General features: G+C 42.7%; 19 protein-coding genes and 1 pseudogene. 3 read left to right on the plus strand and 17 right to left on the minus strand.

The window, feature by feature from the left end:
• Nucleotides 1-183: 183 nt before the first annotated feature.
• Nucleotides 184-1,281 (minus strand): RNA-guided endonuclease InsQ/TnpB family protein, encoded by a 1,098-nt coding sequence (locus Psch_RS13870; protein WP_190258511.1) that lies wholly within the window; start codon nucleotides 1,279-1,281, stop codon nucleotides 184-186.
• A 4-nt stretch (nucleotides 1,282-1,285) separates the two neighbouring features.
• Complete coding sequence (tnpA, locus tag Psch_RS13875) at nucleotides 1,286-1,684, minus strand: IS200/IS605 family transposase (protein ID WP_190258512.1); 399 nt, start codon at nucleotides 1,682-1,684, stop codon at nucleotides 1,286-1,288.
• Nucleotides 1,685-1,912: 228 nt separating this feature from the next.
• On the opposite strand from tnpA, the gene Psch_RS13880 reads away from it, so the two are divergent.
• Entirely contained in the window at nucleotides 1,913-2,323 is a 411-nt protein-coding gene (locus Psch_RS13880; RefSeq protein WP_243120406.1) for a DUF441 domain-containing protein, read from the plus strand.
• Here the strand turns inward: Psch_RS13880 and Psch_RS13885 are convergent.
• Both Psch_RS13885 and lspA read right to left on the minus strand, forming a co-directional pair.
• Nucleotides 2,288-3,220 (minus strand): RluA family pseudouridine synthase, encoded by a 933-nt coding sequence (locus Psch_RS13885; protein ID WP_190258513.1) that lies wholly within the window; start codon nucleotides 3,218-3,220, stop codon nucleotides 2,288-2,290. The genes Psch_RS13880 and Psch_RS13885 overlap by 36 nt on opposite strands.
• Before the next feature lie 8 nt (nucleotides 3,221-3,228).
• Nucleotides 3,229-3,690, minus strand: a complete 462-nt coding sequence (gene lspA / locus Psch_RS13890; RefSeq protein WP_134216556.1) for a signal peptidase II — start codon at nucleotides 3,688-3,690, stop codon at nucleotides 3,229-3,231.
• A gap of 853 nt (nucleotides 3,691-4,543) precedes the next feature.
• Between lspA and Psch_RS13895 the strand changes: the two genes are divergently transcribed.
• Entirely contained in the window at nucleotides 4,544-5,008 is a 465-nt protein-coding gene (locus tag Psch_RS13895) for a DUF4070 domain-containing protein (protein WP_134216557.1), read from the plus strand.
• Between the two features lie 201 nt (nucleotides 5,009-5,209).
• Here Psch_RS13895 and Psch_RS13900 read toward each other — a convergent pair whose 3' ends face one another.
• From Psch_RS13900 to Psch_RS13915, 4 genes are all read right to left on the minus strand, one after another.
• Complete coding sequence (locus Psch_RS13900; RefSeq protein WP_134216558.1) at nucleotides 5,210-6,382, minus strand: TraB/GumN family protein; 1,173 nt, start codon at nucleotides 6,380-6,382, stop codon at nucleotides 5,210-5,212.
• 732 nt (nucleotides 6,383-7,114) lie between these two features.
• Nucleotides 7,115-7,645 carry a helix-turn-helix domain-containing protein gene (locus Psch_RS13905; protein WP_134216559.1) on the minus strand — a complete coding sequence of 177 codons (531 nt, stop codon included), beginning with the start codon at nucleotides 7,643-7,645 and terminating at the stop codon, nucleotides 7,115-7,117.
• Nucleotides 7,646-8,335: 690 nt separating this feature from the next.
• Nucleotides 8,336-9,664, minus strand: coding sequence for a radical SAM/SPASM domain-containing protein (locus Psch_RS13910; protein ID WP_134216560.1), 1,329 nt, complete (start codon nucleotides 9,662-9,664; stop codon nucleotides 8,336-8,338).
• A gap of 16 nt (nucleotides 9,665-9,680) precedes the next feature.
• Nucleotides 9,681-10,577 (minus strand): hypothetical protein, encoded by an 897-nt coding sequence (locus Psch_RS13915; RefSeq protein ID WP_134216561.1) that lies wholly within the window; start codon nucleotides 10,575-10,577, stop codon nucleotides 9,681-9,683.
• A 440-nt stretch (nucleotides 10,578-11,017) separates the two neighbouring features.
• Between Psch_RS13915 and Psch_RS21230 the strand changes: the two are divergent.
• Nucleotides 11,018-11,155, plus strand: a pseudogene (locus Psch_RS21230) (transposase); the annotation flags it as partial.
• Nucleotides 11,156-11,640: 485 nt separating this feature from the next.
• On the opposite strand, the gene Psch_RS13920 reads toward Psch_RS21230, so the two are convergent.
• The 9 genes from Psch_RS13920 to Psch_RS13960 all read right to left on the minus strand — a co-directional run bounded on the left by Psch_RS13920 (nucleotide 11,641) and on the right by Psch_RS13960 (nucleotide 18,490).
• Entirely contained in the window at nucleotides 11,641-13,086 is a 1,446-nt protein-coding gene (locus Psch_RS13920; protein WP_134216562.1) for a PqqD family peptide modification chaperone, read from the minus strand.
• A 125-nt stretch (nucleotides 13,087-13,211) separates the two neighbouring features.
• Nucleotides 13,212-14,615, minus strand: a complete 1,404-nt coding sequence (locus Psch_RS13925) for a B12-binding domain-containing radical SAM protein (protein ID WP_190258515.1) — start codon at nucleotides 14,613-14,615, stop codon at nucleotides 13,212-13,214.
• A 1-nt stretch (nucleotide 14,616) separates the two neighbouring features.
• Nucleotides 14,617-14,919: a hypothetical protein gene (locus tag Psch_RS13930; RefSeq protein ID WP_134216564.1), complete on the minus strand. Its 303-nt coding sequence runs from the start codon at nucleotides 14,917-14,919 to the stop codon at nucleotides 14,617-14,619.
• Between the two features lie 182 nt (nucleotides 14,920-15,101).
• The gene (locus tag Psch_RS13935) at nucleotides 15,102-15,254 is read right to left on the minus strand and encodes a hypothetical protein (protein WP_190258516.1); all 153 of its coding nucleotides are present in this window, start codon (nucleotides 15,252-15,254) and stop codon (nucleotides 15,102-15,104) included.
• Nucleotides 15,255-15,664: 410 nt separating this feature from the next.
• Nucleotides 15,665-16,390, minus strand: a complete 726-nt coding sequence (locus Psch_RS13940) for a LytR/AlgR family response regulator transcription factor (RefSeq protein WP_134216565.1) — start codon at nucleotides 16,388-16,390, stop codon at nucleotides 15,665-15,667.
• 5 nt (nucleotides 16,391-16,395) lie between these two features.
• Nucleotides 16,396-16,536 carry a cyclic lactone autoinducer peptide gene (locus tag Psch_RS13945; RefSeq protein WP_134216566.1) on the minus strand — a complete coding sequence of 47 codons (141 nt, stop codon included), beginning with the start codon at nucleotides 16,534-16,536 and terminating at the stop codon, nucleotides 16,396-16,398.
• Nucleotides 16,537-16,541: 5 nt separating this feature from the next.
• Entirely contained in the window at nucleotides 16,542-17,162 is a 621-nt protein-coding gene (locus Psch_RS13950; protein WP_134216567.1) for an accessory gene regulator ArgB-like protein, read from the minus strand.
• Nucleotides 17,163-18,005, minus strand: a complete 843-nt coding sequence (locus tag Psch_RS13955; RefSeq protein ID WP_134216568.1) for a sensor histidine kinase — start codon at nucleotides 18,003-18,005, stop codon at nucleotides 17,163-17,165.
• 5 nt (nucleotides 18,006-18,010) lie between these two features.
• Entirely contained in the window at nucleotides 18,011-18,490 is a 480-nt protein-coding gene (locus Psch_RS13960) for a hypothetical protein (protein ID WP_190258517.1), read from the minus strand.
• Nucleotides 18,491-18,664: the final 174 nt, after the last annotated feature.

Consider the following 18,664-nt stretch of genomic DNA (forward strand, 5'->3'; position numbering starts at 1 on the left):
GGTAGAGCAAGGCCTGCTTTAATACATACCCTCCCGTAAATACTGGCGTCAATTTGACACTCCGCACGGCTGAAGCCGTGGGATTCTTGGGTGATTAAACCGAAGTCTGTTTCCAGTATCGGAGTATGACCCCAAGTTCAGGGCTGTGCCATCAGCCCGTCCTAGTCCAGTGCATATAGCAGACTAGGCTGGCAGACTGTTACCGTCTGCCACAGTTGCAGAAATGATATTAATCGCACCTAACCTGTCGCGATGTGTTTTATATCCGCAACCGCATCTGTATTTTCTACCGGTAGCTTTATTGAGTCCTCCACATACAGGGCATTTCTGGCTGGTATGTTTGGGGTTAACATACTCCGCATGGATACCCGCCAATTTTGCCTTATACTCAATAAACTGTGCCAACCGGTAGAATGACCAGGTATGCAAATTCTTTTCGTTTTTACGGCTTGTCCTTGCCGTCTGACGTATGCCGGAAAGTTGTTCCAAGCGGATCGTCGTTACATTGTTTTCTTGAGCAAAACGAACTATCTGCCGGCTTATTTTATGGTCTTGATCTGTCATCCAGCGCTGCTCTTTATCATGCAGTTTCTTGATCGCCTTGAGTTTCTTTAATTTGCCAAGTTTACGGCGTACTGAACGGTGTTTGCGTTTGATAAACTTGTTTTGTCTGCCATTGCCAAAGAATTTCGTTTTGCCGCTCTCCAGGACAGCGACAGCGGGAACTTTCAGGCCCAAGTCGACCCCCATAATTTGACTGTCAGCGGCCGTATTTTCTGCCACTTGTACGGCAATTTGCGCTATGTACTTGCCGGACTTTTGAGTGATGCGCAGGCTGCCTGGTTTGTTATTCAATAGATTTTTCTGGTAGCCGGTCAAGATAGCTTTCATCTCCATGCGTTTTGATTTTCCTTCGACAAACACAGGAAAAGAGAGAACATCTTCTTTCAAAGAATAGTTTTGATTGTTCCAAATAGCCACGGGCTTTTTGAGAACAGGGAGCTTGACTTCTCTTTGCTCATCGGGCTTTAGTCTGGCGTTAGCCCAGACTGCCTTCTTATATTTCGCAAAAACACTCTTGGCGTCTCGAATAGCTTGATTTTTAACAGCGCTAGGAAGGTCTGCGATCACGTCTTTGCTTGAGTATTTAAGGTTTCTGTCCGCCACAGCATAGTCTGATACGATTTGATTGACCAAATAGATATAGTGTTTGGTTGTTTCCATTAGCAATTTGGACTGTTCTTTTGTGGGCTGCAGCTTGACTTTTACAGTGATTTGCAATTTGTCACCCCCTTGTCTTTTGTTCTGCAATATACCGTTGGATCGTATCGCTGGATACATTTCCTGCTGTAGAACAGAAAAATGAGCGTGTCCATAGACTGGGCAAATGCTGCAAGTGTTTAAATTCTTGCCGCAATCTTCTTGAAGTCACTCCTTTCACTTTTGCCATAATCTCTGAGGGACTAATAGACGGCAAGGCGTTTACGAATAGGTGGACATGGTCCGGCATTACTTCAAGCGCCACAATGATGAGTTCGTGTTCCCGGCATATCTCTTGAAGAAGTTTCCGGAACCTCTGTTCAACCTCTTTGACTAACACCTTTCGCCTATACCGTGGACAGAAAACAAAATGATAGTTGATTAGAGATACTGTGGTTTGTGTTCTTCTATACTCTTGTCCCATGACTATATTGTATCATTTGATTGATACTACGCAATAAAACCAAAGGGACTAATCGGGAGCCGCCTTCATCCCTCGATTAAAACCGGGGGCTTTCGGCTACGTTTCTGTAAGGAGTTGGCAATATTAAGCCTGGGTTTTCATATATTACATGAGGAGTGATAGTTGAAAGCCGGGTGGAAGCTGTTGTCCGGGGTAAATATACTTGTAGGCCTGCTTTTAATCGGAATAATGGCAAAAAGCAACCTGATTGCTACAGCCGCCTGTCTGCTTCTGATTTTAAAATTCACCAACCTGAAAATGATGTTTCCACTGCTTGAGCGACGCGGCTTGGAACTGGGGCTGCTCTTTTTAATTCTCTCGATCCTGGTGCCTTTGGCTAACGGCCGGGTATCCGAACGGGACATCATCTATAATATGACTTCCCTGCCCGGACTCCTGGCCATCGCCGGAGGGGCGCTGGCCACTTACCTGAACACCATCGGGATCAGGCTTATGAAAATTGACCCGGAAATAGTATTCGGGCTGGTGATCGGGTCGATTTTCGGCATTGTTTTCCTGCACGGGGTGCCGGTCGGGCCGCTGATGGCCGCCGGCATAGCAGCCCTATTCACCGGGTTCACACGCTTCCTCAGGCGTTAAGTGATCAAGAACATCCTGCAAAACTTTAGGCAGGGGGGCTTTAAATTCCAGATACCGTCCACTGCGCGGGTGGCTGAAGCCAAGCAGCCCCGCGTGCAGGAACTGCCCGTGCAGGTTAAAATGGGCCCTGGCAGGACCATACTTGGGATCCCCTACCACCGGATATCCGATAAACGACATGTGCACTCTGATCTGGTGGGTACGCCCGGTCTTTAGCTTTAATTCGAGGTAAGTATAACCATGATAGCGGCCCAGAACCCTGTAGGTGGTTACAGCCTGCTTGCTGTTTTTCTGCACCACGGCCATCCGCTGTCTGTCACGGGGATCGCGCCCGATAGGGGCGTCTACTTCGCCTGCCTTCTCCTTGACCCGCCCGTGCACCAGCGCCAGGTAGCGGCGGTTGACCTGCCTGTCTTTAAATTGCTGGGCCAGGGAGGCATGGGCGGCGTCGTTTTTGGCCGCCACGAGCAGGCCGGAAGTATCCTTATCCAGCCGGTGGACAATTCCCGGACGCATCACGCCGTTGATCCCCGAGAGATCGCGGCAGTGGTAAAGAAGGGCGTTCACCAGGGTACCCGAGTAATTCCCTTCGGCCGGGTGCACCACCATCCCGCGGGGTTTATTGACTACAACCACGTCGGCGTCCTCATAGTAAATGTCAAGAGCTACCGGCTCGGCGACTACCTCAAGCGCCTCCAATTCCGGCGTCTGGAGGCAGACCAAATCCCCCGGCTTCAAGCGGCAATTGGCCCGCGCCGGTTGAGAGTTGACTGTCGCCATTCTCTCCGAGATCAGCTTTTGGATATATGAACGGGTTAGCTCATCCACCTGCTCTGCCAGGTAAACATCCAGTCTTTTTCCAGCGTCTTCATCATCAACGGTAAAGGAGTTCTCCATCTATGCTGCTACAACCCACTTTCCTTTTCAGGTTCTTTTTTGGACCGGTCCTTAACCAGCTCCAGGACCAGCAGACACGCGCCGATCACTATGGCGGTGTCCGCCAGATTGAATACAGGCCAGACCCGGAAGTCCAAAAAGTCCACGACCTGGCCGTATCGCAACCGGTCGGCCAGGTTCCCCAGGGCTCCGCCCACGATCAAGCTCAGACCATAGCGGAGTAAAGGACTCCCCGCGCGAATTCGCCGGTATCCCACAATTACCCCGGCCAGCATTATTACCGTAACGGTCACTAAGAGGGGAGTCTGGTAAGCCATCAGACCAAAAGCAGCGCCGGGGTTAAGGATGTAGGTCAAATGAAAAAAATGCGGCGCTACCGGGATCGACTCTCCCTGGTACATCCAAAGCTGCACGGCGGCTTTAGAGACCTGATCCAACAAAAAGGTTGCCAATATCATTAAGAAGAACATTTCATCACCAATACTAATTTTACCATTTTTTCAGGCTCTGCGCATCCCGTCCAGGAGACATTTAGTCATCAACCTATATCGTTCTCCGGTGACAGTGTCTCCTCAAAACTGCCTGAAAATAATCTGAGAAATTTTTGCCCAGTAAAATATTAACAAATAATTATGTAATAATTAAATCCTTTATGGGCATGATACTATCACAAGGGTTCGTAATGGCCGAGCCAAGAGCGTTACAGGGTCAAATGGCTCTGTAATGGTCGGCCAAAGGTCGGTATCGGGTCATAATGGTTCGATGCCGGCCGGAGGGAAGATCGGTGGATGTTCCGGCAGGTTCTGCAGCAGTCCAAAATGATTGCTGCAGGGTCGTAAGGGATATTCATCGGTCGAGCTAAGATTACCATGGGTGTCGGCATGCTTTTACTTCGGTACAGCAAGAGGTTTACAGCAGTCGAAAGATTGCTGTGGGCTTCCTAGGCATGCATGGTAGTCGAGCAAAGGTCATTACGGGTTCCGTAATGGTCTATGGCAGTCGAAAGATTGTCATGGGCTATGCAGGGATGCGTAGTGGCTGTAGCGTAGGTCATTGCGGGCTCTTAACATAGAAACCTTCCTCTTTTGAGGAAGGTTTCTTGTTTAAACCTGAGCGATAGCCTGCGAAGCTCTACTGCGAGGAGAGCCTCAAGGAGTGCAACAAGTTCAACAACATCAACCGCAACCTGATTGCTTCAGTGAAGACGATCCAGAACAACGGGATGGAGGTCAGCGCCGGCTTCATCGTCGGATTTGACAGCGACACCCATCCATTTTCGAGCGGCAGATCAACTTCATCAAGCAGAGCGGCATCATCAACGCCATGGTGGGGTTGCTGAGCGCTCCCAGCGGGACGCGGCTATTTGAGCGCCTGAAGCGGGAGAATCGGTTGCTGTCCGATTTTACAGGTAACAACACTGACTTCTCTTCTTTAAACTTCATCCCCAAAATGAACCCTCAGAAGCTGCTGGAGGGCTATCAGAGCATCATCACCGCCATCTATGACCCGGCTGCCTTCTACGATCGGGTATACAAGTTTTTCAAGGAGTTCAAGCCGATTAAGCGGAAGCGTGCCGAACGCTTCCAACTGGTCTACATCAAGGCACTACTGAAGGCGATGTTCTATCTGGGCATACTGGAGAAAGGCCGGCGCCACTACTGGAAGCTCCTGATCAAAACCACCTTCCGCTACCCGCGCTTCCTACCGGAAGCGGTGAGCTTTTCCATCAAAGGCTTCCACTACCGGAAGATGTTCAGGCAAATGGTGCGTTTGGAGGGAGAGGTCTAAGCATCATGCCACCCGACCCGCCATCAGACGCACAGGGGGACGGTTCTCATGTGCGTCCCAGGTTCTGCTTTCTTACAATATGCAATGGCAGTCCGGTGACTTTGGATAGAAAGCAGTAAAACGATATACCAGGTCAACTGTGTTGGAGCATGATCGCCTTCCAAATAAAGTGGCCGGATGTTTTTGTCAGCAGGGGCCAAGTTACAAATTTTTAATAAATAACCGTACCACATCGGCCCCACCTATCAATGTTCCTATTGAGCCTCCTAAGTTTGCTGAAGTAACTATTAGTAGAATCCTGGTTACCTTATTATTCCAGAATCCTTTAATACTAAAAACATCTTCACTGAGATTCTCAAAGTCTCTTACACTCGGTCGACGTATATAGGCTTGCGTAAGTCCGGCAAACCACCCCGCTGCAATCAAAGGATGCAAGGTAGTTATGGGTGCTACAACAAAGGCGGTGAGAACGGAAAGCGGATGTCCAAAAGCAATCGCAGTTCCAAGTGCTGCAAAAGTTCCTGTCCATAACACCCAACTCATTGATTGCTGGGCTCCAACAGAAGGGTTGAGAATAAAGGTATAGACAATAAGTGCAAGAATCAGGATGGGAATTGTCCACCCAATAATCATAGGTACTTTGGATTTAGCAGGAAGCTGAGATAATGCCGCTAAATCATGTTCTTTGTATATCTCTTCTTTAATACCGGGAACATGTGCAGCTCCCAGAACAGCAACGACCTTGTTTCCCGGAGCTTCTTTGATTTTCTGGGCCAAATATTGATCGCGCTCATCAATTAAGGGGAGCTTTAACTTGGGAAAGGATCTTGTAAAATCATTGAGTATGGAGTTAAGCATATCCTGAGATTTCAATTTTTTCAGTTCCTCTTCCGTTATACTTTCATTACTGAAAATACTAAGGATGATCTCGGTAATAAGCCTGACTTTTCCCCAGAGCCCAACACTATGCCAAATACGGGAAAAGGTTATTTGAATGTTTCGATCGGCTAATACCAAGTTGGCGCCTATTTCTTTTGCTGATTCAATTCCCTGAATCATTTCTTGTCCGGCATTAATACCAAATTGTCTGGCTATGCGCTTTTGAAAGGATGAAATCACAAGATTTATTAAAAGCAAAGTGGCTTTTTTTTCTTTAAGAATTTTAAAAATATCGGTATCTTTCCATTTGTTCCCTTCTGTTACTGTTTGATACCTTTGCTCATCCAATTCGATACATACAGAGTCCGGCCTTTCGGACTCAATAACTTCCTTTACCTGTTCTGCGCTGTGTTTTGATACGTGAACAGTTCCAATAAGTATGAATTCTTTACCATCTAAGTATAGTCTCGTAATGTTTTCATTTTCTTCAGACATAGATACCTTCCTTTACGCTCTTCTTATGCAACAACTTACTACCAATGCAATCATTATACAATAATAAAGTGCGCCTTGGCTATGCGATTAACGGGATTATCGTCACCGGCTCCGCTTTAACAGAGCTATTTGTACTGCAGGCGGGTGATGCTGCCGGGCATGATAGTGGCTGAGGAAAACCTGCATAACAAGCTAAAAAACTAACTGTAGAATCTTGAGCTTGTCACGTGCGTATTTCGGCCGCATCCGGACACGAATTCCGGTAGTATCCGGACAGTGTAACGGAATTATTCGGACAGCATTTCGGCTTAATAGTCCGGACACCTTGTCGAGATTATCAAATTACTGGTACCCTTGTAGCAGAATGTGTAAAGGCGGCCAGAATATGAGGAGACTCGACATGCTGAAAGCAAGAGAAATTCTAAGGCTCAGACACGATTTAGGCTTGTCCCTGAGGGAAATTGGCAAATCGTGCAATTGTGGTAAAAGCACCGTTTCTGAGGTACTTGAACGAGCAGAAAAAGCCAAAATAGCCTGGCCGATACAGATGAGCGACAAACAACTAATGTCACTGCTCTATCCTCCGATAGAAAGCAAGAATTCACCACAGGAACCCAACATGGAATATGTTTTCTGCGAAATGAAGAAAAAAAGTGTCACACTTATGCTCCTGTGGGAAGAATACAAAGCCAAACATCCTGACGGGATCATGTATACTCAATTCTGCGAGCGTTACCGGAACTTCAAGAAGGCTAACGATATTACCATGCACAAGGAACATAAAACCGGTGAAGAGGTCGAGGTCGATTGGGCCAAATGTAAAGCTTTACATTTCATCCAGTCCACTTCCATAACTTCGCCGGGCTTGTGGTTTAGGTGCAAGGTCGCTTTGGTTTTGCGGACATAGTCGTTGTAGTATTTATTGAACTGGGTGGATTTGTACGGAATCTCCCCAGCCTCACGACATTGATCGCAGTACTCCACCCAAAGAAGAGTAAGTGTGACGCTGCTTTTGGCCATCTCACGATGGATATACTCATAATTTGGCATCTTGTAGTTTGCCTTTAGTGCGTTGGGTGGGAACAGCTTTTCTGAAAGCTCCTTGTTGCTCAAATCCTGCACATGCTTCCAGTCAAGACCACAGTCAACTGCACGTTTCAGAACATTTGCCACAGTATTTCTTGAACACTCGCAGGCGGTTGCTATGTCCTGCTTGTTGATCCCAAGGTCTCCAAGTCTCAGGATCTCTCTGTAATTGGTCATCCGCATGACCTCCTATGAATTTATTTGCGTCGAAATTATGACACATAAATTCATTATATAGAGGCATGCAGACACTATTTTCCAATGCATAATCCGCGCGGTGACCATGCACAATTTCAGCGGTCAGAGTGCTCAATCTCGGCGGTTAACTTGCACATTCTGCGGCGGCATATTCACTTAAAGCTTCTTGTTTACAAAAACCGTCAGTTTTTTTGCAACGCTAGTGCTTGGAATTATTACATTAAACCTGATTTAAGGCATTGCTCCGCATAATAGTGATAAGAAATCTGCTACCATATCTCCCTTGTATTACTTAAATATTCCGAAAGGCATAAAAATTATCACTAAAGGTCCTATTACGAAAGCAACTACTAAAAGAACTAGGATTACAATACGCCGCACCTTTCTAAGTTCAATAACCAATAGATTCACCCTCCTATTTTTAAAATTATTTCAGAACGCAAATTGACGGATGGAAACATGGTTTAAAGGAAAATCAAGTGGAATTTACACTTACCAGCTTTGGAATGACTACCATTGCCTTATTCTTTTTTTGGGGATAAAAGCTAATTTTTGATACTTTAGAAGTCCTGCTGTATCAAGGGCTTACAGTTTTCCAATTAGCTCTAATCGTATAAGAAATATTGTTTTTCTTTAATTTTGATGCTAACATTTGTTTACCCACACGATTTAGCGAGGAACCGAATCATGTTTAATTCTGGGGAGGACAAAGCAAGCAATCTTATCGGGTTCTTCTACTGATCCACCTTCAATATAAGCACGAGCTCTGCATCCACCTCTGCATAAGGATGCATGTTGGCATCTATCGATACGATTACATTGAAAATTACGGTAACGATTAAATCCTTCACCATACTCCCAAATTTCCTTTATACTTCTGTCGCGAATATTTCCGCTCCCAAATTTAGGATTCGTAGAATGGCTTAACACCTCGCATAAGCCAGTCTCCCCAACTGCAGATATAAACATACGAAAAGAGCCTACACCACAACTAGGGGCGATAGGTCCATCATTATCGATTTGCTCTACAGGGTGTCTGCCCTGAATTACAATATTGCTAGTAATTTTTGCTTCATATGCTGATGCGAGCATATCGGCAAATTGTTGTTCAGGTAAATTAAGATAGTTGCTCTCTTTTCCTCTGCCGAGCGACATAATATTTGATATTCTCCACGAAAAACCTAGGCGTCTAATGATCTGTATTAACTCATAAAATTCATTTCTGTTGGATTTATGTAGTATCACATTAATACGTAACGCGATTCCTTTTTCTTTCAATTTCGCTATCGTTCGACAAACCTTATTATAAGCTCCTTTAGTCCCTTGGAAGCGATCATGTGTTGGGCCTAAACCAGTTATAGTAGTTGCCAATTGGCGGAGTTTTAGTTTTGCAAGCTCTCCAATCATTGCATCGTCAATTAACGTAGCATTGGTAAAAATGTCAATGACCATGCCTTTAAAGCGCAAATAATGGAGAATATCAAGGATATCATCACGCAGAAATATTTCACCACCTGTCAAAGAAAAACGCCACACACCCAACTCTACCGCATCATCGATTAATCTCTTGATCTCTTCATTAGATAACTCTTTACTTTTTGCTCCAGCAATTGGAGGTACATAGCAGTGAATACATTTGAGGTTGCATCTCGTAGTGAGCTCTAGAGAAATCATATCAAGGGGCGGCTTGGTATAACTTTTTCTCATTCCATAGCAATACTCTTTTGGTTGTCCTTCAACTAGTATTCCTACTCTAAACATATCTGAGATGCAGTCCAAGATTTCTGTTTCAAGGAATATATCACATTTTTGAGCAGCATAAACAGGAACTTTTTTTGGTCTCTGGCCTTGCATCAATAGTTTGATGGTTTTTAGCATAAGTGGACTTACAGAGTTTACTTGGGTTAACGAAGGAACATGATAGAGTCTACCTCGCTCGCCCAAACTATCTTCTATGACAACAAAATTATCAGATAATCTCAATAATGAGCTTTCCAAATATTCTCCCTCCGCGCTATTTATCCTCAAGCTTAATTAGTCTATGATTCAACATAATAAAAAGAGAACTTAAAGCACTGCTTCCAAAATGTTGGATGATCTCCCCGATTGTTGTACTGCTATCTATCATGGCCCATATCTTACTATTTTCCCCAATATGCGGCAAACCAGAAAACACATAATTTTCGTTCCAACGAGAAATTATTTTTACAGGCTTTTTATTAAGTAGACATTGGTATGATATGACTTCAGACATACCAAAAATATAGCCGATGATGCACTTAAAAACATAAATAATTTCTTTTACAGTATCTAAACCATGTCTGGATAGTCTTTTCATACGACTGAAGTCATCATTGCCGTTTATGTCAGCCCATTTAAACCTAATGGCCATAGTTATCGGCAAAAGAATGGGAAGAAAATAGATTCTAGGTTTGCTCGACTCAAAAAACCCTAAAACTAAACCAAGATGAATAAAAATAACTAAAAAAACACACCCAAAAGTAGCCATCGCTATTGGGCCTCCAGCGAAATACCGGTACTGGATCGAAGGTGATGCAGGAATTCCAAATATACAGTCAGTTGATATGGCTTGCCATAGTCCCCAAGTATAATAACGAATGCTAACCTGTACTAAACCCTTGCTTTCTGCAATGGCTATCGCGGCGTGCCCAAATTCGTGGATAGCTAAAAGAAACCATATAATCAATACAGCAAAGACATAATACTTAACTAGATTTAATAATATGAACTGTTGTTTCGTTAAGTCAACAAGGATCATTAAAATTAATATTAACGAATAAACCCGTTGAAGTCTGACCAAAGCTTCAATAAGTATGCATAAAAATATCTTCCATGGTTTTGAGTTACTTTCAACGGATATATTATACGCTCTAATATTAGCAATATTCATTAATTATCTTCCTAATAGAAATAGTCCTTAATGGTTCGATTCCAGCTCAGCCCCCATTTGACAACCCAATCGTGTAAATCCACCAAAATACTAGGTATTTTAGAGATTAAGAGGATGTTTCAATATATCACTAATTAATAATATATCAACATAATTAGTCAGCACCCTGCTCGGTTAACCAGTTTATTACAATAACCGTGTTATGAACATGCTGATTACCGTAAAAAACAAAACATAAAACTAGCAATAGGTGTAATCAGAGCAAAAATCTGATTTTTTATTGGATGCGTTTTAAAGTATCAAAATTTCTTAACACATATTACTAACCGATCACGTATGAATCAGTCAGTCATAAAACCCGGGACAGTGAAGGAAACCCCATTTTATTCTAACAACCGATTTTAGCATGGACACTTTTGAGATTCAGAAATATACCGTTAAGATGGCAAGGAGAGCTGTTTTTTTAATGGCTAAAACAACACCTTAAGATAAAAAGGTTCTTTGGTACCAGTGATAGCGCTGTATACGGCCAGATATGGATAGCTCTTATAACGTATTGCTTGCTGATGATGACACGCTTGACCTGCCTGTGAAAATAACTTTTTGGCTATCTTGCGTCTTATTGCCGACCAACTCTATAGTCCCTATGCTGTCTTAATTGAGGTCCTGAAAAAGTCTCCGGTCAGGCCATCCCGTGGCAGGTGAAGAAAAGAGCATCATGAAAGCTTTAATCTATTGGTAAAACAAATTGATGTTGAGGCTACTGAGTTCTTAAATACTGTTGATGTAGAGCTATTTTACTTATAGGCCGCATCGTAGAAAGAAATATAGGCAGAAAATGTGGATCAGAGTTATCTTTTATGGAGCCGTTGTCCTTTTAATCTGGTAAAAAAATTCGTCTAAATATTGCGAATTAGACGCTCTTCTGTTGCGAGTAACCTAAAACTTCTTGTTTACAAGAGCCGTCGCTTTTTATGCAACGCTAGAGATAAGCTATATAGAATAGGTTTTTAATATAACGATTTTGTTGGTTCTGTCCCAACTGACTTGTGATATTATTACATTAAATTGATAAGTCATGCAATTTTACTATTTGTTGATTCATATCTTCTAATAGTCTCTCCATTTTGTGCCCTTTATGCCACATAGCAGTTTCAATGCTACTTTTAAGAACAGAACATCTTGGATCATGTCCATCAATGTTACCAGTATGCCATAATGCCCGTACTCGACAACCACCACCACAGAAATGCCGGAGCCAGCAAGCTTGGCATCCCTTTATAGAAGTATCTACGCTAAACTTGCTGTATTTGTCAGCAGCTCTTTCATAAATATTTCTTATTGATTCCTGCTTTAAAGTGCCAAGTACATACTGTTTCTGTTGTAATGCATGGCAGGGAAATACAAACCCATCGGGTGAAATGCTAAGTTGATTAATTCCTAGACCACAATTCTTCTTAGGAATCCTATGATAGATGAAATCATAGGGGAGATCTGCCACCGTCAATGAAAAAATAGGCTTATGCTGTTCAATAATTTCTCTTATGGATCTAAATTGTTCACCGGCTTCCCGTATAGTAGACACATAGGCTCGGTAAGCACGATTTGAAGCATGTACGTATTCCGCATTTGACACTTCCAGACCTTCTGTATCTTTTCCAACAGGTATGAGCCGAATAAGCGACAAGTTACATTCTAAATCATGGGCAAATTTTACCATCTCTGCTGTCTTATTGACATTATTTTTGTTTACAACCATCGATAAAGTGATCTTTCTTACTTTGCTAGCCTTTAACGACTGTATGGCTGATATAATTAAATTGAAGGTTCCAGGGCGGATTGATTCATGCGTCTGTTGATCAGGACCATCTAATGAGATATGTACATTACTAAATTTCTCGGCAATAGTTTTCGCGTTCATTTCGTCTATCTGAGTCCCATTTGTAACCAAAACAGTATCAGCTTCGATTCCTTTTGGCAAAATTTCAAAAAGATCTTTCCTAAGCAAAGGTTCTCCCCCAGAGATATTAATTTGCCTTACCTCCATCTCAAGCAAATCACATATTAGATTGCGTAAAGTCGTAGTGTTCATCTCGTCTTCTAGCTTGTTACCTGCTTGATAATAGCAATAAGCACACTTCAAATTACATTGATTAGTTACATTGATGGTGACGCTTTCTAGGCCTGATTGCGATTCTATTGTAGTTTGTTCTCCCAAAATTAATCCCGCTTTTTTGGCATCAAGAACAAATTGGATTATATCTTCTCTTATTAGTTCAACTGGAACTGCATATTCATCAGCGACTCTATTAACTATCCCATCAAGCGTATAATTCGAGTCACAACATGATAGTATTAAATGACCAATGTCATTTGTTCTGATCCATGCTATAGTCTCAGGATCTACCGCTAAGTATTCATCGCCTTTATTTCTAAATATTATATTTTTAGGGGAAACCGGGCGTGAATTTAAAATATTAGCTATTAACTTATTATCTTGACTTTTCATAACTCTATACCCTCCAAGTAATCCAGCTTCTCTTCATTCCTAGACTTTTGGAAAACCATTATGTTTTCAGTGTTCCCCAATATATTTTATTCCCTCCTATACACCCTGAAAACAAATCGCACACCTCATACTATTATGTTTGGGGATTGTGATTTGTGTTTCGAACGCCTTAATCGAATATTTTCTATTTTCTTTATGTCGTCACGAAACAACTCGGAGGCCTTATAATACCATCTCTGAATATCCTGTCTAGTTAAGTACTTAGTGCTTATGTTGGAATAAATGAGCTGGTGAGTATCCCAACCTTTAGAATAAATCGTAACACCTAGCTTTTCTCGATTTCTGTAAAGATATGTTCCGGGATAAGGTGTACACATGCCAAAAAATGGGGTAACTCCGTAACTGTCACGTAGATGCTTCGCAAATTCTAGCGTCTGCCGTACTGTGTCATGAGTATCTGAGTGATGTCCTATTATAAATGAGCAAGCAATAAACCTGATTCCTGCCTCTCTAGCCCACCTAACGGCAACTTCTATCTGTTCTACTGTAATATTCTTCCTTATAGAATACAAAACGCTTTGGACTCCCGACTCAACGCCAAATTGTATTGCATCGCAACCACTTTCAACCATTAATGTAAGTAGTTCCCTCGATACGTCGTCAACCCTTGATTCGCAGCCCCAAGCAAAACCGCTGTTACTTTTGTTGTAGTAGTGGCAGAAAGCCCTTGTTCGTTCGGGAAAAGCCGTAAATGTATCATCGACTACTGTTATATAGTCGATTTTAAAAATACGCCTCATTTCTTCTATTTCTAATATCACATTATCTATCCCTCTTGTTCGGTATCTTCCACCTGATATTGCTCCAGCAGCACAGAAGATACAGCTTCCGGGGCATCCCCTGCTCGTAATAATAGTCCCTGGCATCGGGTATTCTTCCATATCTATTGCAGTGCGGAGTGGAAAGGGTAACTGGTCTAATTCTTTAATATAGGGTCGGCCTGGATTTCTAACTATTTCTACATCTTTTCCAGTGTTCATTTTGTATGTTATTCCTTTAATCTCATTCAGCGAACCTCGCTGCTGAAGAAAATAATCAGCCAATTCTGCCATGGACAGTTCACCTTCGCCCCTGACGATAATGTCAACTGCTTCGTGTTGCAATGTCTCTTCATCCATGAAAGTTACGTGTGGGCCACCTAGGACAGTAATCACATTCGGGTTCCACTCTTTAGCAGAAGAACAGAATTCAAATACGGATACCGTTGCTTCAGAGAAGACAACTAACCCAACAATTTTAGGCTGTTCTTGTTCCAAAAAACCAATAAACTCACTCTTCTTTATCTTTTTTCGCATTATATCTAATACTTTTACTTTATACCCCCGGGAAACAAGATAAGCGGCGATATAAAGTAAACCCAATGGAGGGCTACCCACTGGAGGTTTTAACCAATCCTTCTCTGGGTGAACTTCCAATACTTCCGTATACCATGATGGTATTATAGGGTTTACTAAAACAACATCAGCCACACTATTTTCCCTCCGATTTCCATATCCTTGCATCGAGAGTCTTCAAAACGATTAATTCTTGCTCGGCTAATTCTTCTAGTATGCTTATAACTTCATCTTCAGAAATCCCAGTCGTTTCAATAATCCTTGATACAGTACTATACCCGTCCAGTTCCTTCCACACCGTTGAAGCATCCTTATCTAAAATCATCCGCCCTCGATCCTCCAAGCTTATTACTATTTGTCCCATTTTTTCATCTTCCATCCAATAAATAGGAATCATTATAGGGAAATAATGGTATATATCTTTTAACTCCTTATACATCGGATTCACCTCACTATATAAACATTTAAACACTTAAGTAATGCTATTCATTGATAGATTTTAGTTTTCAGAAATGACTGAGGTAAAGGTAAGACTTATAAGGGAGTTATTCTAATCATTATGTCTCCAGTATTTTAGATTTTTCCAAAACCATATTTTCAAGGACATGCCATAAAATTATTCTAGCAAAGCGCGCCTGATTCTACACCTATCATTGCACAGGCAGCTGTGGCAATAAAGAATTGTGCGCACCCGGCTTCGAATTCCAGTCTCTTATCGTCACGGTTACTGACCAACCACGGCGTTCTATATATTAATCGCTTTATCTTATTCATGAATTTACACCTCCTTCAAAGGGTATTTGCCTACCTTTACCTCATCGATATATGATTAAATATTAACAATACGTCGGACGGTAATATCATCAGTTGTTAACCTGACTTTGTATTGTTAATTCTGTCGTCGATGCCCTGCTAATACTAAAATATAAAAGCATCTTATGAAAAAATGGTTTCAATGCACTTTGACATTATACGAAAATAGAGCATATCAGTATTTATTTAATTCCCGTATATCCAGTTGACCGTACCGTATAATCGAGCACTCACCGGAAGGAAGAACTACAGCTACTCATAATTATAATCAATTAATTTCATATATCTAGTACTTTTTCCTTAATAGCCAATTTATGGGCGTGAATAACCAAAAGGCAGGCCGCGAGAACAAAAAAACACCCCTTCTCTCATTACAAAGGGGTGAATCTATGCTTGTATTCTTTAAATTTGTACCGGCTCATCAAGGCCGTTTTACCATACCCGGCAAAGCCGATCTCATACGATCTGTTGCTTACCTCTTCTATTCTGCTGACTTTGTTCAGGTTCACAATAAATGATCTGTGAACTCTGGAAAAATTATCTCCCAGCTTTTCCTCCAACTCGCCCAGGGTTTGCTGCACCCTGTAAACGTTGCCTCCAGTGTGGATTAAACTGACTTTATCCCGCTTCTCAATAAACAGGATCTCGCCCGGAGCTATCATGAATATTTCATTCCCGGCCTTGAACATCATTTTTTCGGGACTGCTCCCGGCGTCCTGCTTTCTTTTTACCTTGTCCGCAAGGCTGCTTATGACTTCGTTGACTCTGTCCTTTTTCACCGGCTTGAGAATATAGTCGTAGGGATGGACAGCGAAGGATTCAATTGCGTATTGGGCATATCCGGTTATAAAGACAAAATATGTTTCAGAACTGAAATCATATATATTCTTTGCGACCTGTATGCCGTTCAACTCTTCTTCAGGCGCCAGCTCTATGTCCAATAGGACAATGCTGGGCTTGTGTTGCCTGGCGAGACTGATTGCTTCTTGGCTGCTCGAAGTGTCGATTACCTGGTCAACGAAAGGATTTTCAGATACCAACTTCTTGAGAAACCGCCTGGTGTAATGCTCATCTTCGAGAAGTAAAATGCTTACCATCTATATCAGTCCCCGTGTTTTAAGCCCTCAGGAATGTCGGGTTCATAAGTGATCCACCAGCAATTCGGGCTTACCCCGGTCTGGGCGACAAAAACCAGCACTGCGGCCAGGGTGTTGACCATGATCACTGCCAATCTGTTCAACATTGTTTTCACCCCCTCAAGAATATATTCGGGATATTATCAAGGGCTTTAACCGCCCTGTATCCCCAGGGTGTTATGAGAAATAAGCTGCCGAGGGTTCCCAGGACTGCTGCAAAAGCGTAAACGGTCAATTCATGTTGTATCAGTACCATTGTAACAGCAGAGCATACTGTTAAAACAAAGAGAGCTTTATTTCTTTGCCGCAGTCTCATTGACTCGTCTTTAATCTGTTTCTTTTCCGTACCTGCGGGAGCCCACCGCAAGATGATGTAAATGCCTGTCAATATGGTTAATGCCGAAATACCTGTTAACGCTGCAAGGCTTACATCTATAGTCATCGCCAGTTTACCAAGGCCCAAAAGCAAAGCGGTACCAACAATCAGGCATCCTGAATACGTACTTAAATGAGTGCCTCCTCCGAAATAGCGCAGCGATGCAAAGGCTACCAGGCATACCATGGTTGTTTTAAAGGCACCGATAATGAATGATAACAATATTAAAAGCGTTAGCTGCACAAGTGTTCCAAGTATGATTTCCAATCCGTAAGCAAAAATATCTATTTTAGCCCGCTCAACCTGCAACTGCGTTCCCATGGTCACGGCAATTCTCCGGGCAAACGCCTTCATCATTTATTCCCTGCCCCTGTCTGGAAGATGTACTATAAATGTTGTCCGTTCTCCTGATATGACATCGATTTTTCCTCCGTACTTGTCCACCAGTTTTTTAACCAAATACAAGCCATACCCGCGAGCTTTGGAACCCTTGGTAGTGTACCCTTCTTTAAATAGCCGCCGCCTTGCCTCCTCTGAGATTTTAGACCCGGTATTATACACATATATGACATAATTCGCATTTTCGTATTTTATTTCTACGGCCACCCGACGGTTGAAAGGGTCCTGGAGAGCGGCCTCCAAGGCATTATCCAGAAGGTTGCCCAGTATACTGCATAGGTCCCAGGGGGATATATTAATATTGGCAACATCACATTTTACGGCAAAAGCAAAGCCGATTTTCTTGGCCTCAGCTACTTTTTGTTTACTGTTGAAGAGTGCGGTAAGTGCTGGATGTCCTACGTGAATTAATCCTTCCGTATGTCTGTAACTCTCCGCTATTCCCTCAATATATTCCTGTGCTTGATCCGTTTCTTCCAGGTACAACATCGCCTGTATGGTCTGGATGTGCCTGCTGTGCTCGTGTTTTTGGGCCTGCGAAGCGCTCAGAATGTCCTCCACATGCAGGAGGTGCGTTTTCAAAAGGTTCAATTCTATTAATTTCCTGGTACCCTCTTCAAGTCTTTTGATTGAAAAAACGGCAAGAACACTCAAAGCTAAAACCACCAGGTTTACAAATGGCAGGAACCCCTTTAAATCGTCGATGCCATTGGCAAGGTATATTTGCTGATTAATCATAACAATAAACCATGCTTCGAGGAGTATGGTAGAAATGATTAGCAATCTACCATTTTTAAACAATGCAATCAATCCTTATTCAGTCTCAAATCGAAGAGCGCATAATTGCGTTTCTTCGCTAGAAGATAAACAACCGCCATAATGGTACCTGAAGGCAGGAAGTATAATACGTTCAACCAGGGCTCCGATGCCAGGCTATCTGTAGTGGCAGCTGTTATCTTGAGCAGTACAGGCACTAACACTCCCTCCAGGACTCCGAGAATCAACGATCCGGTAAGAATTGAAATAAAGCAGTGCCACAGATTTGTTCCTGTAACAACAGTTGCTAAAAGTGTTGAGGACACCGCAAGTATTATTGTGTGGACGCCAAACGGGAGGGGCAATCCTCGTGCAAAGATCGACACAACACCAACTGCCAGGGACAACAATAATGCTTTTGAACAGCTTACGGGCAGGTTGAAAAGCCGAAACCCGATTTTAATGATGAGAAATGTTTGCGGGATTGAAAGCAGTAGAACGATATACCAGGGCAACGGTGTCGGATGCATGGCAACCCCCTCTGAAAAAACGGGTAAATTTATCACTGAACAAGACCGGTGTGTATGAGGGACTGTCCATGGCAGTCCGCAGCATTCTTCAAAAAGAGATTCTGGACTTCCCTCTAAAAGATGCGCCAGCATTGCTTTGATGTCCTTCCAAAAACTTCTACATTTACTTACAAG

Source organism: Pelotomaculum schinkii, from assembly GCF_004369205.1.
GTDB classification, from domain to species: Bacteria; Bacillota; Desulfotomaculia; order Desulfotomaculales; family Pelotomaculaceae; genus Pelotomaculum_C; species Pelotomaculum_C schinkii.